At 57.7% G+C, this 16,962-nt stretch carries 13 protein-coding genes; 5 read left to right on the forward strand and 8 right to left on the reverse strand.

The genetic code is table 11. The features are described 5' to 3' along the window. Window positions 1-31: 31 nt before the first annotated feature. Window positions 32-1,813 (forward strand): ABC transporter substrate-binding protein, encoded by a 1,782-nt coding sequence (locus H6G52_RS04845; protein WP_190526808.1) that lies wholly within the window; start codon window positions 32-34, stop codon window positions 1,811-1,813. A gap of 163 nt (window positions 1,814-1,976) precedes the next feature. Here H6G52_RS04845 and gmd read toward each other — a convergent pair whose 3' ends face one another. The 5 genes from gmd to H6G52_RS04870 form a co-directional block, all read right to left on the reverse strand. Then, entirely contained in the window at window positions 1,977-3,065 is a 1,089-nt protein-coding gene (gmd, locus tag H6G52_RS04850; protein WP_099531601.1) for a GDP-mannose 4,6-dehydratase, read from the reverse strand. Window positions 3,066-3,267: 202 nt separating this feature from the next. Further along, a complete protein-coding gene (locus tag H6G52_RS04855) occupies window positions 3,268-3,972 on the reverse strand; it encodes a sugar transferase (RefSeq protein WP_099531602.1) in 705 nt (234 codons plus the stop codon). Between the two features lie 123 nt (window positions 3,973-4,095). Beyond that, window positions 4,096-5,046: a hypothetical protein gene (locus tag H6G52_RS04860; RefSeq protein ID WP_099531603.1), complete on the reverse strand. Its 951-nt coding sequence runs from the start codon at window positions 5,044-5,046 to the stop codon at window positions 4,096-4,098. 100 nt (window positions 5,047-5,146) lie between these two features. Then, on the reverse strand, window positions 5,147-5,749 hold the full coding sequence (locus H6G52_RS04865; protein WP_190526809.1) for a peroxiredoxin: 603 nt from the start codon (window positions 5,747-5,749) through the stop codon (window positions 5,147-5,149). A gap of 81 nt (window positions 5,750-5,830) precedes the next feature. Then, window positions 5,831-6,766 (reverse strand): ABC transporter permease, encoded by a 936-nt coding sequence (locus tag H6G52_RS04870; protein WP_190526810.1) that lies wholly within the window; start codon window positions 6,764-6,766, stop codon window positions 5,831-5,833. Window positions 6,767-6,964: 198 nt separating this feature from the next. Between H6G52_RS04870 and H6G52_RS04875 the strand changes: the two genes are divergently transcribed. Beyond that, on the forward strand, window positions 6,965-7,366 hold the full coding sequence (locus tag H6G52_RS04875; protein WP_199312166.1) for a ferredoxin: 402 nt from the start codon (window positions 6,965-6,967) through the stop codon (window positions 7,364-7,366). 186 nt (window positions 7,367-7,552) lie between these two features. On the opposite strand, the gene H6G52_RS04880 is transcribed toward H6G52_RS04875, so the two are convergent. Continuing rightward, on the reverse strand, window positions 7,553-9,148 hold the full coding sequence (locus tag H6G52_RS04880; protein ID WP_190526811.1) for an NB-ARC domain-containing protein: 1,596 nt from the start codon (window positions 9,146-9,148) through the stop codon (window positions 7,553-7,555). A gap of 554 nt (window positions 9,149-9,702) precedes the next feature. Between H6G52_RS04880 and btpA the strand changes: the two genes are divergently transcribed. Further along, on the forward strand, window positions 9,703-10,545 hold the full coding sequence (gene btpA / locus H6G52_RS04885) for a photosystem I biogenesis protein BtpA (RefSeq protein WP_099531668.1): 843 nt from the start codon (window positions 9,703-9,705) through the stop codon (window positions 10,543-10,545). Window positions 10,546-10,641: 96 nt separating this feature from the next. On the opposite strand, the gene H6G52_RS04890 is transcribed toward btpA, so the two are convergent. Then, entirely contained in the window at window positions 10,642-12,729 is a 2,088-nt protein-coding gene (locus tag H6G52_RS04890; protein WP_190526812.1) for an alpha/beta hydrolase, read from the reverse strand. 301 nt (window positions 12,730-13,030) lie between these two features. Between H6G52_RS04890 and thrC the strand changes: the two genes are divergently transcribed. Beyond that, a complete protein-coding gene (gene thrC, locus H6G52_RS04895; RefSeq protein WP_099531608.1) occupies window positions 13,031-14,383 on the forward strand; it encodes a threonine synthase in 1,353 nt (450 codons plus the stop codon). A 354-nt stretch (window positions 14,384-14,737) separates the two neighbouring features. Then, window positions 14,738-15,013, forward strand: coding sequence for a MoaD/ThiS family protein (locus tag H6G52_RS04900; RefSeq protein WP_099531610.1), 276 nt, complete (start codon window positions 14,738-14,740; stop codon window positions 15,011-15,013). A gap of 280 nt (window positions 15,014-15,293) precedes the next feature. On the opposite strand, the gene H6G52_RS04905 is transcribed toward H6G52_RS04900, so the two are convergent. Further along, window positions 15,294-16,925, reverse strand: a complete 1,632-nt coding sequence (locus H6G52_RS04905; RefSeq protein WP_190526813.1) for a 2-isopropylmalate synthase — start codon at window positions 16,923-16,925, stop codon at window positions 15,294-15,296. Window positions 16,926-16,962 lie beyond the last annotated feature (37 nt).

The raw sequence follows: 16,962 nt of genomic DNA on the forward strand, positions 1-16,962 counted from the left end.
GGTTCGGATCCAGAACAAAGCAACAAGGAACATGGCAACGTTAACGGATTGGACGGTGGGGCTAACTCGGCGGCGGTTGCTGTGGGCCTTGGGGGGACTGTCGATCGCGGCGATCGGGGGTTGTGAGCGATCGGGCAGCACGGGCGGTGGCGGGCGATCACAACTGGTCACCAGCATCCTCAGCGAACCCAAAACCTTCAACTACGCCATTAACGAAGAATCGCCCAACATTTTCGGCATCACCTACGAAGGCCTGGTGGAAGAAGATCCAGAAACCGGCAAGGTGGAACCGGCCCTGGCCGCAGGCTGGGAAATGAGCAACAACGGCCAGCGGATCGTTGTCACCCTGCGATCGGGGTTGCGTTGGTCGGACGGTGCGCCCCTCACTGCCGATGATGTGTCCTTCACCTTCAATGAAGTCTTCTTCAATGAAGCAATTCCCACGGGTATTCGAGACGTGTTGCGGGTGGGCCAAAGCAATGCGCTGCCCCAAGTGAAAATGCTGGGCCCGCTCCAGGTGGAATTCAGCGTTCCGGAACCCTTTGCTCCCTTTTTGCGGAGTTTGGGCGTGGGCATTTTGCCCGCCCATCGCCTGCGCCCCACTCTCAAAACCAAGGGAACCGACGGCCGGCCGCAATTTTTGACCACTTGGGGCGTGGACACTCCGCCCAGCCAAATTGTTGGCAATGGCCCCTACCGACTCAAGGAATATGTCACCAGTCAACGGCTGGTGTTTGAGCGCAATCCCCACTATTGGCGCAAGGGGCCAAACAATGCGCCCCAGCCCTACATCGAAGAGTGGGTTTGGCAAATTGTGGAATCCCAAGACACCTCCCTCTTGCAATTTCGATCGGGCGGTTTGGACTCGATCAGCGTCACCGCCGACTATTTTTCCCTGCTGAAGCGGGAGGAAAAACGCGGCAACTTCACGATTTACAACGCTGGCCCCACCTTGACCACTTCGTTCATCTGCTTCAACTTGAACAAAGGCCAACGGGACGGCAAACCTCTCGTTGATCCGGTCAAGTCTGCTTGGTTTAATGATTTGCGATTTCGGCAGGCGGTGGCCCACGGGATCGATCGCCAAACCATGATCGACAGCATCTTTCGGGGGCTGGGGCAACTGCAACATTCCCCGATCGCCAGCCAAAGCCCCTATTACCTCTCGCCGGAACAGGGGCTGCTGACCTATGGTTTCAACCCGGAGCGATCGCGCCAACTGCTGACCGAGGCCGGCTTCCAAAATCGCAATGGTGAATTATTCGACGCGGCCGGCAACCGAGTGCGCTTCACCCTGATCACCAACGCAGGCAACAAAATTCGCGAAGCCATGGGTGCACAAATCGCCCAAGACCTGGCCAAACTGGGAATGAAGGTTGATCTTCAGCCGATCGCCTTTGGCAGCTTGGTTTCCAAACTCTCCGATAGTTTGGATTGGGAATGCCATTTGCTGGGGTTTACCGGCGGTGTTGAACCCCACGGCGGTTCCAATGTGTGGCGGGTCACGGGCCGGCTCCATGCCTTTAACCAAACGCCGGATCCCGGCAAGCAACTGGTGGGCCAGGAATTTGCCCCTTGGGAATTGGAGATCGATCGCCTCTATGCCCAAGCCTCCCAGGAGCTAGATGAAACCAAGCGCCGCGCCCTTTATGCCCGCACCCAGCAGTTAACCCAGCAATATCTTCCCTTCATCCACCTAATCACGCCCTATTCTTTGGTGGCCGTGCGGAACACAATCCAAGGGCTAAAGGTGAATGCCCTCGGCGGTGCATTCTGGAATATTCACGAGTTGCGGCTCGATCGGGAAGCTTGAGCAGGTCTCTGAGCAGCCGCAACTAGCCACCCTGTGTGCCCCAGCGATCAACGCAGACAAACGCAGACAAACACGGACAAGGAGCTAAAGCCCCTTGCCCCCACGACTGATGATTGGACTGATGATTGGGGTGCTTGGGCCAAAGCCCCCTGGTTTTCACGCATCAGCCACCCAAGTCCACCGTAATCGGTGAATCCTGGCGCACGGTGGCCGCTTCTCGATGCATCAGGGCCTCCCCTTCTCCGGGCGGCTCCAGCCCGATCGCCCGCAGATCCGCATCCACCATGATCTTGACCAATTCCTCAAAGGTCACCGACGGTTCCCAGCCCAGCTTTTCCTTCGCCCGGCCCGCATCCCCAATCAACAGATCCACTTCAGCCGGCCGCAAGTAGCGCGGGTCAAACTCCACAAACTGCTGCCAGTCCAAATTCACATAGCCAAAGGCCACATCCAAAAACTCCCGGATCGAGTGGGTTTCATTGGTGGCCACCACATAGTCATCGGGTTGTTCCTGCTGCAACATCAGCCACATGGCCCGCACATAGTCCTTGGCATAGCCCCAATCGCGCTTGGAATCGAGATTACCCATAAAGATTTTCTTTTGGGTTCCGGCCAAAATTCGCGACAGGGCCCGCGTAATCTTGCGGGTCACGAAGGTTTCACCCCGGCGGGGCGACTCGTGATTAAACAAAATGCCATTGCAGGCAAACAGCCCGTAGGACTCGCGGTAGTTCACCGTTTGCCAATGGGCATAGACCTTGGCGCAGGCGTAGGGACTGCGGGGATAAAACGGGGTTGTTTCCTTTTGGGGAACCTCCAGCACCTTGCCGAACATTTCGGAAGAGCCAGCTTGGTAATAGCGAATTTCTTGGCCGGTGCGTTGTTGGGTTTCGCGCAAGGCCTCCAAAATCCGCAAGGTTCCCAGCCCTACGGCATCCACGGTATATTCCGGCTCGTCAAAGCTCACCCGCACATGGGACTGGGCCCCCAGGTTATAGACTTCGTGGGGCTGAATTTTGTCGAGGATCCGGCGGAGGGTGGAGCCGTCGCACAGATCGCCGTAGTGCAGAAACAGCCGCACACCTTCGTTGTGGGGATCTTCGTAGAGGTGATCGATCCGATCGGTGTTGAAGGTGGAGGTGCGGCGGATGATGCCGTGAACTTCATAGCCCTTTTGGAGCAGCAGTTCCGACAGATAGGAGCCGTCTTGGCCGGTAATGCCGGTGATTAGGGCGCGCTTGGGTTGCGTCATTAGGGACAGGGTTTACGACTGAAGGGAGGTTGGGATCGTCTGGGCTGGGCGATCGAACCTGAAGGGAGAACAGCACCGCAACCCAAGCGCGATCGAACCGTCGCCATTATCCATGACGATCGAGCAAGGCCGCCACCAACCGCAGGGCATCGTTGCGGGCGATCGTTGCGGGTCATTGCTGATGGATCGAGGACGCTAGGGCCTAGTAAGCGCCGTTCTCCTTGGTGGCCACCACCACCCAGAGGGTCTTTAACACGATCCAAATATCAAGCCAAAGGTTCCGAGCGCTGGCATAGTACACATCGATCGAAATGCGGCGATCGTAGGGAATATCGTTGCGTCCCGACACTTGCCATAGTCCAGTAATTCCCGGCTTCACGGTCAGCACCTTATGGATGTGACGACCATACATGGGCAATTCTTCGGGAACCAACGGCCGCGGCCCCACCACACTCATATCCCCCAGCAATACATTTAAAAACTGGGGGAATTCGTCCAAGCTGGTCACCCGCAAAAAGCGACCAATCCAGGTGATGCGGGGGTCGCGCTTGAGCTTGCAGGTGGCGGCATATTCGGCCTGCAAGGCGGGATCTTTGGCAATCATGGCGGCTAGCATTTCATCGGCGTTCACCACCATGGTGCGAAATTTGATGCACCGAAAACGGCGAAAGTTTTTGCCGACGCGACTTTGGGTATAAAAAACGGGGCCGGGCGAACTGAAGGCCACAAGGGCAATCAGCAGCAGATACAGCGGCGAAAAAACAGTCAGTACAAACAGGGAAAAAACGATGTCAAACAGTCGTTTAACAAAGTCCGCATTCAGGTTGCTGATAACGGCAGGCCCGAGGCTTCGACGGGAGGTCGATCGCCCGGCCCGGCTGGCAACGGAAGGACTCTTAGCCAGCATGACACTCCTTCAAGTTTGTTCACACCACACCTGAGCCTAATGATAAGGCTTGGTTCCGAAAGTCCGGCCCGGACAATACGCTTCAAGAACTGACTACCGGGGCGATCGAGCCAATTCCGGTGGCTAATTCTCGGTAGCCAAGGCCGCCAACCAGGGCTGAATCTGCAAGTCATATTGGCCTGCCTGTTCCGGGGGATACCAACCCTGTTCGATTTTGGCCAGAATTTGCGGCAGGGCGGCTAAAAATTCGGGCGATCGGAGGTTGGGATGCACCGTCCAAGCATCGGTGGACGGCAGCACCGCCCGCCACCAGGGGCCCAGTTCCAGCCGCTTGGAAACCATTAATTCCCAGGAGTCTAGGCGACCGCGCCCGGTGGTTCCATACAGAGCGGTGCGCAGGGCGGTGGGGAGCTGATCGAACCAGGGCCGGGGCGATCGATGCCACAAAATGGGCCAGGGCAAGAGTTGGTCAAACCTGCGGCGATCGATCAAAAAGGCGCGGCTGCTGAAAAATTTGAAGCGATAAAACCCATCGGGGTCTTGGGTGAAGGGTTTGACCTGATGCATGGCATCGGCCGGCGGCCCCGTCAGTGGCCGCACAGACATCACATCGGGCCGAGCCTTGAGCAGTTCCACCCCTTCGGAAATCCAATCATGGCCGGGCTTTTGATAAAGCATCATGTCGCTGTCGAAGTGCAGCAGGTAGTCACCCGCGATCGCTTCGAGGGCGTAGAGACTGCCAAAAATGGGGTAGCCCTTCCAGTTGTGGGTGTGGGGCAGGGGCCAACCGAAGTGCTTGCGGTAAACCTGGGGCCGTTGGCCATAGTCCATGTCTGCGAGCCGATCGACAATGCCGCGATCGAGCAGTTCTTGGCAGGCGGCCCGCAATTGCTCGATCGTCCCCAGGCCCGGCCGCTGCACCTTATCGCCAGACAGGGGAGCCGTATCCACAAACAGCACCCGCTCCACAAAGGGAAAGTTGCAACTCCGAACCAGGTGCGGAATGGTGTGCATCATGAATGGCAAGTCCGTGCGGGCCACCATGATCGACAGGGAACAAGAGGGAACAGCCACCGCGATCGCAACTCCTCAGCTCAAGGTTATGAATTCAATTGATGAATTCAATCTATGAATTCGGCCAATTCCACCCTACTTCGATCGCCCCAGCCGTCAATCAGCCGACTTTCTGCAACTGATCCAGCCGTTCCAGCACTTCCGCGCTGTGAACCACCGGCCGCACCTTCAAGAATCGATCGCGCAGCATCCCTTCCGGGTCGATCAGATAGGTATGGCGCATGGACATGGGATTCATCCAGGAACCATAGGCCCGGCTGACGGCCCCGTCGGTGTCTGCCAACAGGGGAAAACGCAATCCCTCCGCATCACAGAATTCCGCGTGGCTGTCCACATCATCGGCGCTGACTCCCAAAATTTGGGTGTTACGGGCTTGATATTGGGGCAAGTCGCGCTGGAACCGCTGGGCCTCGATCGTGCAGCCAGAGGTGAAATCCTTGGGATAGAAATACAACACCACCCACTGACCTCGGTAATTTTGCAGCGAAATCATGCCATCACCGCTGTTGCTGGGCAGGGTGAAATCGGGAGCCGGGGCATTCAAGGCCGGCTGAGGGCCACCCAAGGCCCAGGCGGCATTGGGGCCAACAAACCATAGCGTTAGGGCGATCGCCCCAGCCAAGCAACCCACCAACGCGCGATCGAGCCAATGGCGCACCCGAGCAAAAGACCCCAAGGGGGCCAAGCGGTGTGAAAGCAACATCAAACAAGCCTCCTCAGACCTGAGTTTCGGAATTGGGGTTAATCAACGGTTTTGCTGCTTGGGGTCGATCGAAATTTCGGACTAAACCTCAAACTCCGCGCCCCTGATGGCCAAGTCGCTGGTGGTGCGACGCACGGCCACGTAGCTGCCCAAGAGGCCCACGGAACAGCCAAACCCTACCAAAATCGAAAGCAACAATAGCAAGTCAGAACCCGTGAGGGGCAAGTCTCGGGCCAGCAGTTGCACCAATCCCAAGCGGCTGTTCAGCAAGGAGCCGAGGGACTGTTGCAAGGCCATGACGGCCAAACTGGCGATCGAGGCTCCCTGGACTCCAAAAACGGCCCCTTGGAGAATAAAGGGCAGATAGATCCACACAGGGGTTGCCCCCACCAGTTGAGCAATTTCAATTTCTTGACGACGGGCGGCCACCACCAACCGAATGGCGGTGATGATCGTGGCGATCGCGGCGGAAACCAACAGGACGATCGTGCCCGTGGCCACCACCTTCAGCCCCCAATCCAGTTCCCGCAGCCGCACCACCACTTCCGCCGCGTACCGGGCCGCATCTACGCCGGGCAATTGGGCAATGGTGGCCGCCAGTTGGGGAGTCAGCTCGGCCTGGGCTGCTTGGGCTTTTAGCTCGTCGGTGAGGGGGTTGCCTTCCAACTGTTGGGTGGCGCGGGCAATATCCGAAATGCCCAAATCCCGAACCAGGTCTTGCCAGGCCTGATCTTTCGGAATCACTTGCACGGCCACCACGCCTTCGAGCTGGGCGATCGATCGGGCAACGGCGGCGGTTTGGGCCCCGGGTTGCAAATACACGCAAATTTCGAGCTGGCTCCCCAGTTTGGCCAGGGCCCGATCGAGATACCAAGTGCCCTGCAAGCTAATGCCAAACAAAAACAAGGACACCGCCACCGTACCCACGGCGGCCCAGTTCATCCAGCCGCCCCGTCGCAGGCCTTGCCGGGTTTCTTGCCACAGATACAGCCAAGGGATGGCCGTCCGATCGCCCATGGGGGTTGCCTTCGCCTCCGACTCGCCTCTGAACCATCATAATCAGAGAAATGGCGGTCTCGACTCCTGGCCAGACTTCTGACCCCATTCATTCCACACCCTCGAAAGCCGCCCGTGACACACTCTGCGCCCCAATCCACACCCAAATCCACACCCAAATCCACACCAAGCACACCCAAGCACACCCCGGCTACCGCTATGACCAACGCCGCTGATTCTGAACTCCAGTCCCAAAACCAGCCTGCGGCCGAGTTGGGTGCAGGGGAAAATGGGCGATCGATCCTGATTTGCCAAAACGTTCACTGCTACCGCAATCGATCGGGAGCGGTGTTGGCTGCTTTCCAGAGCGCCGCCTTGCCAGCGGGGGTCACCGTCACCGCCAGCGATTGCCATGGCCAGTGCCATTTAGGCCCCAGTGTGCGAATTGTGCCCGATGAAACTTGGTATGCCCGGGTCGAGCCAGCGGATGTGTCCAGGATTGTGGAGGAACATCTGCGGCAAAATCACCCGGTCTCAGATTTGCTGAATCCTCGCTTACATATGGATTACAGCGCCTATTACGGCCAAGCGGGCTACGGTCAAACCGGGGCGGCCTCCTGAGCGTTGGTCAAAGGGCCCATTCCCAGTCACGATCAAAAAATTCACCCCCCAACGCTCCAAGCAAACGGAGGAGAAGGGAGGTGAAGGTTAATCAACGGTCTGAAGGGACTTCAAGTCCTTAATTACAGCGACTGGCGCACCAGAACTTAATCGTTTCAGCCTCGCGCCAGCCGATGACAATGGCCCCTAGGCTTCAACCGGAGGCAGATCCAACCGCAACGAATCCAAAACGCTTTGGACATTGCTGGTGGCATAGCCCACTTCGAGGGGGAACTTGGCTTGCAAAACGGCCAACACCCGATCGAGCTGACCTTCAAGCTGGCGATCGTTGCGAATCAGCTTCCGCAGCCGATCCTTAACGGCCGGCAGAATCGGCCCCGTGTCTTTACCCTCAGAGGCTTCGAGGGCATGGGTACGGAACAGATCCAGGCGATCGATCTTTTGCGTGCGCAACAGGTCTTGCAATTCATAGCAAGCTCGATCGGTAAACTCTTGGGTCACATATTCCAAGACCACCGGTTGCAAGCCAAACATGGCCCCACCGGCCGCGCCACGCTCAATCAGCGATCGCCGGCCCAGGGATTCCAACGCTTCGATTAATTCCGGTTGCGAGAACGGAATCGAAATTTTGTCGCGCAGTTGGCTCAAAGACAGAGGTTGCTGTTCGATCGCCAACCAATAAACAATCGCCCGTTCAATATCCGACAGGCGATCAAACTGGCGTTGCAACAAATCGCGAATATCCCCAAACACCAGGGTCGATTGCTTCAAAAACTCCGACACCCGACCGCCAAACAGTTCTTGAATCGTGGTCGAAGCAATCTTCAAGGTGAGCGGGTTTCCCCGATACAAATCAATCAACTCCTTCCAGAGTTTTTCCTCTTGCAAGCCCTTGTCGCGGAAAATTTCACCCGCTTCATCGGGGCCCAACGCGCCCAACTGCGACACCCGCACCGGCAGCGTATTGCCCTCTAGGCGAGCCACCTCACGGGGCTTTTCGGAACTGGTGAGCAGCAAGCAGCTTTGGTGCGACTCTTCGCCCACCCGGCGCAGCAATTCACCATAGTCCTCAAACCCGTCGCGGTACTGTCCGGAGATATCCCCTTGGCGCAGTACCGACTCCACCCCATCCAACACCAACAAGCAGCGGTGTTGACGCAGATAGTCAATCAACAACGTAATGCGGTTGTGGGCACTGTCTGGCAGATAGGTTTGGCGCTTGCGAGACAGGGTTTGCACCAACCGGCCAATCACCTCGCGGGGCGAAACCCCATGGCGGAGCGATCGCCAAATGATGAACTCAAACTCGTCTTGCTCTTCGAGCGATCGAGCCAAACGAACCGCCAACGCCGTCTTACCGATCCCCGCGATCCCCAGCAAGGCCACCACGCGGCAGTGATCTTGAGAAATCCAGGTTTGCAGGGCAGTCAGCTCCTGCGCACGACCATAGAAAGCCGAAATATCCGGCGCTTCTCCCCAGTCATACTGCGGCGGCAACTCGCCCACTTCCACTTCGGGGGTGACCGGAATTGCCACGATCGGCCCTTGTGTTTGGCGGGTTTGATACTGAGACACCAAAATCTGCTGAAGCTTGGCCAATTTTCCTGGCCCAGCACCAGCAATATGAAACTTTTTATACACTTCACCCAAGCGCTTACGGGCCGCTTCTGGGCGGATTCCTAGGCGTTGGGCAATGGCATTCATCGGCTCACCATTGATGGCTGCGGCCAGCACATCCAGCTCGGTATTCGAGACACTATGCTCCTTCGCAATTTGTCTCAAAAAGTCTTGAGGAATCAATTCACCAATCTCTCTGTACTAAACAATCTTCGGCCTTCATCTTAGCCTCGAAAATGTATTTCTTATATGAATATTTTCTAGACATGAGTTCGTAGCTATCAGGGGAGAGTGGGATAAGCTCTCGCATCTCGCACGGTGGAATATTGCGTTTTCAAGATACTTGTGCCTCCTAGGCAGGTTTTGCCCTGCTCTGGCCGAGGGGTCTTGGAATTGAGGATTTTCTGAGCATGAGTTTATGAGCATTAACTACAGGGGTAGATGGGGTCGAAATCACTCTGCAAATAGCGGACAGGGAGGCAACCCAAACACCACCCCAAACACCACCCCAGACCCGACTCAGAAATGAACGAAGATCGACGGCGCACCCTGCGCCCAAAAACTTGCCCGAGAACTTGCCCGAAAACTTGCCCGGGAACTCGCCCGAGAACTTGCCTCAAAATTTGCCCGAAAATTTGACCCGACTGGGATCCCTAAGCTCGATAGAATGGGGGGTGCTAGCAACGCCGCTGTGTTTCGCCGAGTTTTCAGGTCTTTGCGTGGATCTAGATCGAGTCTTTAAACATCCTAAGCCAATCATTGGAGTCGTCCATTTGTTGCCGCTGCCGAGTTCTGCGCGGTGGGGACTGAGCCTTAAGGCAGTTATTGAGCGCGCTGAACAGGAAGCAGTGGCGCTGGCTGCCGGTGGGGTGAATGCGATTTTGGTGGAAAATTTTTTTGATGCCCCTTTTCCGAAAGATGCGGTTGATCCGGCGGTGGTGAGTGCCATGACGCTGGTGGTTCACCATTTACAAAATTTGGTGACTTTACCGATCGGGGTGAATGTGTTGCGCAATGATGCCCATTCGGCCATTGCGATCGCATCTTGCACCGGGGCGCACTTTATTCGGGTCAATGTGCTGTCGGGGGTGATGGCCACCGATCAGGGATTGATTGAAGGCCAGGCCCACCAGCTCCTGCGTTACCGGCGAGAACTGGGCAGTGATGTCAAGATTTTGGCGGATGTGTTGGTGAAACATGCTCGCCCGATCGGGTCGCCCAACTTAACGGTGGCGGTACAGGACACGATCGAACGTGGCTTGGCCGATGGGGCCATTTTGTCGGGCTGGGCCACTGGTAGCCCCCCAAACATCGAAGATTTGGAATTAGCCAAGGCTGCGGCGGGAGATACGCCGATCTTTGTGGGCAGCGGGGCTAATTATGACAATGTGGCGCAACTGCTGGAAGTGGCGGATGGGGTAATTGTGGCCAGTTCCCTGAAGCGGCGAGGCCGGCGGGATTTGCCGATCGACCCGAACCGGGTTAGCCAGTTTGTGGAGGTGGCGCGGCGGGGCCGGCCGGCTCCTGCGATCGTTGTCCCTACGCCTACACCCATGAGTTAGTGCCCATGAGTTAGTACCCATGGGCTGGCACTCAGGAGCTGGCACTCAGAGGCTCAGGCCTAATTAATCGGTACTAATCAGTTAATCAGTCCAGGGTTATGGCTTGGGCGGCAATGCAATGGCCGGGACCAGTTGAAACCCGGCGATCGCCCCTTGCAAAATGGCTTGGCGCGATCGCTGGCGCAAGCTTTCCACTGCGATGAGATACGTATCCTGGCCTTCGGTGGTGGCGGCCACCTGCACCGGGCTTTGGGGACTGGCATAAAGCTGCCAAGTGCGCCCGCCCACCTGCCGGGATCCTTGGGCGGTCAAGGGCACGGTCAGCCCCAACCGTCGCAAGGCTTGGGGGCCGGTTTCGCCCACCACCCACATGAAGCTGATGCGGCCTTCATTCGGTTCTGTTTCGGGCGATCGCCACAGGTTGGTCAAGATCGAATCTCGCTGCCAGCCCAAGGGGACGAGCGATCGAACTCGAGTGCCCCACACCGCGATCGCGTGCAGGGCAGGAATCATCGGCACTTGGGGCATAAATTGCACCTGAGCCGCACAACGCCCATCGGGAGCTTGGTTTGGATCGCGCAAAAAATCGCGAACCAGGCGGTTGGCGCAATCACTGCTGGCAAAGGCCCCATGGCCCAACCCGGGAAAGGTGTAGTGATAGGCGTGGGGCAGACCGGCTGCCACCTGATTGCCAAAGGGTGGCGGCGTGACCGGATCTAAGTTGCCCGACAGCAACAGGGTTGGAATGTTGGTGCGCACGGGGCGGTTGGCTTCGGGGCCCAAGGTGGGGACTGGCCAGAGGCGGCAACTGTCTAGAAATTCTTGTGGATCGGTGCTGAGGGAGCGCAATTCCGGCAGAATGCTGCCCAAGTCGGTGGTTCCGGGGGTGGTGAATCCGGCTTCTTCAGCACAAAGCACCGATTGTTGCATTCCGTCGGCTAGGGGGCTGAACCAATCGGACGCTAGCTCCGTGAGGGAAGACCAGTCGCCCGATCGCATTTCGCGCAGCCATTCCGGGAGTTGCGGAATTAAGCTGCTGTCGTAGAGCGCTGAAATGACCAGGTTAACCAGCCCATCGCCGTCGATCGCCACGGTGCGCCAAAATTGCTCACCATTGTCGGCCAGGACTCGGCCCGATCGCCCCGCTTGCAATTGCGCATCCACATAGGCGATCGCGTCAAAGCCTTCGGTGGTGATGGGCTGGCGCTCCAGTTGGGCCACCACGGCTTGGAAGGTTTCTTGCAGGCGGGGATATTCCCGCTGGCAAACGGGCGATCGTCGGCATTGTTCAAACAGTTGCCGCAGGGCCCGATCGTGACTGCGCAAGGATTCGGTGATGTAGTTGGTGTTTAGGGGAACCACCGCATCTAAGATCACGCTCCGCAGTCGATCGGGATGGCGCTTCATCAGGTGTTGGCCCAGCATTGTCCCGTAGGACACCCCATAGAAATTGAAGCGGCCATAGCCCAGGGCAGACATCACCAGCGGGATATCGTCAGCATTTTCCCAACTGTTATAGGCTCCCAGGTCTATCCCCTGGCCCAAGAGTCGATCGCGACAGGCCCCATAGGCCGCCAGGGTTTTTTGGTTGATGGTTTCCTCGCTGAGCTGGGGCAGTTGGGGCGCAATCTGTCGATCGACCTCGTAGATTTCCTGGCAAAACAAATAGGGCTGGGAAAATTGCGTGCCCCGTTGCTCAATCAGCACCAAGTCCCGATCGCTCAGGCCCGGCGTGGCGGCGATGGCTTCCCACCAAGGTTCCAGCAGCATCAGGGTGGAACCGCCGGGCCCCCCTTGGGCCATCACCAGTGGATCCGGTTGGGCCTGGGGGCGATCGCTGCGAATTTGGGCCACGGCCAGGCGAATCGTGGGCCCCGTGGGGTTGGCGTGGCGCTCCGGCACGGTCACAAAGCCACAGCGCAACCGATCGCCCAACCGGGCCAGGGCATCGGTGCGCAGCAGCGATGGGCAAGGGGCCGCTTCAAATTGACCCACGACTGCACTGGGCCGAGTCATGTCGGATTGGATCGCACCGGGTTGAATCGCACCGAGTTGAGTCGCACTAGCTTGGATTACTTCGATCACAGCCGATTGGAACCGGGCGATCGGCCGTGAGGAGACACCAGAAAAATCCTCGGCGGAAACACTGGATAAAAACCCTTCCCCCACAAGGGTTACCGCCACGGTGCAGCCCGATATCCATGCCCACCGCTGCCACCAACGCCCCCTCCGCCCGATGACCATCACAGTTTCTTAAGAAAAATAAAAATTTTGTAGCAAGGTGCGATCGATAGCTTAACCGATGGCGGGCGATCGACATATCCCTTTACAGATCCGGGTTTTGGGCGTTGAAACGGGTGTAAAACAAATCCCGACTTTTTTAATCGGGATTGTTTGCAGCCCCCTTGTAACCCGTGATACGCTTTTTGCATTCGATGGGATACTCCCTAATCCCGTTGCCGCAAAACAGGAGCGAAACCGCCCCATGACTGGAGTTCTCGATACCCGCCGCACCGCCACCGAATCGCCCGATCATCAGCACAGCCACCCAGCCGATGGCCACCATAGCCACAGCGGCCACTTTACGCACCTGAAGTGCAAAGAATGTGGTGCTGAATACGAAGCCACCGCCATGCATGTGTGCGAGTTGTGCTTTGGCCCGCTGGAAGTGAAGTATGACTACGAGGCGATCGCCCGCAACGTATCGCGCGAAAAAATCGCGGCCGGCCCGAACTCCATCTGGCGCTACAAAGATTTTCTGCCCGTAGGCAGCGACCCGATCGACGTGGGCACGGGCATGACTCCCCTCCTGAAGGCTAACCGCCTGGCTCGTCGTTTGGGTCTCAAGAACCTCTATATCAAGAACGACGCGGTGAACATGCCCACCTTGAGCTTCAAGGATCGGGTGGTGTCCGTGGCCCTGACCCGCGCTCGCGAGCTGGGCTTCACTACGGTTTCCTGCGCCAGCACCGGCAATTTGGCTAACTCCACAGCAGCGATCGCAGCCCACGCGGGTTTGGAATGCTGCGTGTTCATTCCCGCTGACCTGGAATCGGGCAAGGTGTTGGGCACGTTGATCTATAACCCCACCGTGATGGCGGTGCGCGGTAACTATGACCAAGTGAACCGTCTTTGCTCGGAAGTGGCCAACAGCTACGGCTGGGGCTTCGTGAACATCAACTTGCGTCCTTACTACTCTGAAGGTTCCAAGACCTTGGGCTTTGAGGTGGCGGAACAGTTGGGTTGGCAACTGCCGGATCACATTGTGGCTCCGTTGGCTTCTGGCTCCCTGTTCACGAAAATCCACAAGGGCTTCCAAGAGCTGATCGCCACGGGCTTGGTGGAATCGAAGCCTGTGAAGTGTAGCGGGGCCCAGGCGGAGGGTTGCAACCCGATCGCCACGGCCTTCAAGGAAGAGCGGGACTTTATTGCCCCTGTGAAGCCCAACACGATCGCCAAGTCGATCGCGATCGGGAACCCCGCTGATGGGATCTATGCGGTGGAGCAAGCCCGCAAAACCGGCGGCCACATTGAAACCGCCACCGATGAAGAAATCGTGGAAGGCATCAAGCTGCTGGCGGAAACCGAAGGCATCTTCACGGAAACCGCTGGCGGTACGACGATCGCCGTCTTGAAGAAGTTGGTGGAAGCGGGCAAGATTAACCCCGACGAAACCACGGTGGTTTACATCACCGGCAACGGTCTGAAAACCCAAGAGGCGGTTCAAAGCCACGCGGGTCAACCGTTGGAAATTGATCCGAAGCTGGATAGCTTTGAGCGTGCTTGGGATCGGGCCCGCACGCTCGATCGCCTGGAGTGGCAACAGGTTTTGGTCTAGGGATTTTCCCAAAAACCGGGTGATTCGCGGCTTGGGTTGTGAATCACCCCCACCGCGCGGGAGTTGGTCACGCGCTCATGGCTCTTGCCCATGGGGAGTCTGTCCACTGACCTGGCCAGCCCAAGCGGCGGCCGACCGAACCCCACCACCGAATCCCACTGGGGTGAGGCTAGGGCCAATCTCGGGCGATTCATGCCTGCTGTTTGCGGGTTTGCTTTTGACTGTTGTTGATTGTTCGCAATCATGATTCGTCGTCACGACTCGCAATCACGATTCGTTGTCACGACTCGATGTATTGATTCGATCGCCTGCCCTTTTTTTTGCGTTGTTCTGAGTTTCTGAATCTGCACGACCATGGCCATTAAAGTTTTGATTCCTACCCCGCTGCAAAAATTCACCGAGGATCGGGCCGAAATCGAATGCAGCGGCGACACGATCGACGCGATGATCAATTCCCTGGAAGAAAGCTGTCCAGGAATTAAGGAGCGCATTTGCGATGAGCAAGGCAAACTCCGCCGCTTCTTGAATGTCTACGTGAACAGCGAAGACATCCGATTCCTGGATGGCCAAGCCACCAGCCTGGCCGACGGCGATGAGGTGAGCATCGTGCCGGCCGTCGCGGGCGGTTGAACCAAGGCTGCGGTTGATTCCTCGGAATCCCCGTTGGCAGCTTCCCAGCTTTTCAGTTTTTTCAGTCTTTGGAGAAAGTCGGGCGATCGCCCTAGCGCATCAATTGGGGCGATCGGGATCCGATAGACTTCACTAAATTTGCGGCAACACGAGGGAACCCTAGCGGTATCCTCGTTTTTTCTTTTGGTTTGGCTGGGGGTCAGGCGCTGAACCTGCCCCCCCCAATCGATCGCCCCAATATCGCCCCCAGTTAGGAAATTAGGGACTCATGGGGCAAGACTTACCCGATCGAGACCGTTTCCGTTTGGGGATTGCGCTTCCCTTCCGTTTGCAGGGCCGCTGCCAACCGGTTGAGGGCGCTGACGTAGGCTTGGGCGGAAGCCACCACGATGTCGGTGTTGGCCGAATGGCCCGAAAACACCGTGTCCGTGTGGCGAATCCGGATCGTCACTTCGCCCATCGCGTCGATCCCTTCAGTGACGGATTGGACGGAGAACTCAATCAAGTCGTTGTCGATTTGGGCGATCCGGCTGATGGCGCGGTAAACCGCATCCACGGGGCCCGTGCCGGTGGCCGCATCGGTGCGATCGCTCCCGTCGGGCATCCGCACCGTGACCGTGGCCGTGGGGCAGGACTTATCGCCGCAGGACACTTGCACATGCTCCAGGCGGTAGAGTTCCGGCACTTGGCGAATTTCGTCGTTGACGATCGCCTCCAAATCCCGATCGCTCACTTCCTTTTTCTTGTCCGCCACGTCCTTGAACCGCACAAAGGCCTTGTTCAATTCCGTTTCGGTCAGGTCAAAGCCCAACTCCTTCAGGCGCGTGGCGAAGGCGTTGCGGCCCGACAGCTTGCCCAAGACAATTTGGTTTTCCGTGCGCCCGATCGTTTGAGCATCGATGATTTCGTAGGTCAGCTTGTTCTTCAGCATCCCGTCTTGGTGGATGCCGGACTGGTGCGAGAAGGCGTTGGCCCCGACGATCGCCTTGTTCGGCTGGACGATCATCCCCGTCAGTTGCGAGACCATCCGCGAGGTGCGGTAGATCTCCTTCAGGTTCACGCCGGTCAAGGGTTCTTCCGACTCGGGCGATCGCCCAAAGAACGGGTTATAGAACGATCGCCGCACGTGCAGCGCCATCACCAACTCTTCCAGGGAAGCATTGCCCGCCCGTTCACCGATGCCGTTCAGGGTGCATTCCAACTGACGTGCGCCGTTTTGGACTGCCGCCAGGAAGTTGGCCACCGCCAAGCCCAGGTCGTTGTGACCATGGACGGAAATCACCGCCTGATCAATGTTCGGCACGTTTTCCTTGATGCCGCGAATCAGCACGCCAAATTCATCAGGGGTGGTGTAGCCCACAGTATCGGGAATGTTCACCGTGGTCGCCCCAGCGGCGATCGCCCGTTCCAGCACTTCATAAAGGAATTCCGGATCGCTGCGACCCGCATCCTCCGGCGAAAATTCCACATCGTTAGTGAAGCTCTTGGCGTAGGCCACCATTTCTTCAGCGATCGCCACTACTTCCGGCCGCTCTTTTTTGAGCTTGTACTTCATGTGGATGTCGGACGTGGCAATGAAGGTGTGGATCCGCCACTTCGACGCTTCCTTCAGAGCTGCGGCCGCCGTTTGGATGTCTTCCTTGCGGGCGCGGGCCAAGCCGCAAATGGTCGGGCCGTTGGGGGTTCCCACTTCGGCGGCAATCCGCTGGACGGCATCGAAGTCCCCGGGGCTGGAGAAGGGAAAGCCGGCTTCGATGATGTCCACTTGCAGTCGAGCTAGCTGGCGGGCGATCGTTAGCTTTTCTTCGACGTTCAGCGATGCGCCGGGCGACTGTTCGCCATCGCGCAGGGTGGTGTCAAAAATCAAAACGCGATCGGGATTAATTACCGGGCCAGCAGACTGAGCGGTCATGAACTTACCTCCGAGGAATCGGCCGCGACCAATGCGG

The organism is Limnothrix sp. FACHB-881 (assembly GCF_014698135.1).
GTDB lineage: Bacteria > Cyanobacteriota > Cyanobacteriia > CACIAM-69d > CACIAM-69d > CACIAM-69d.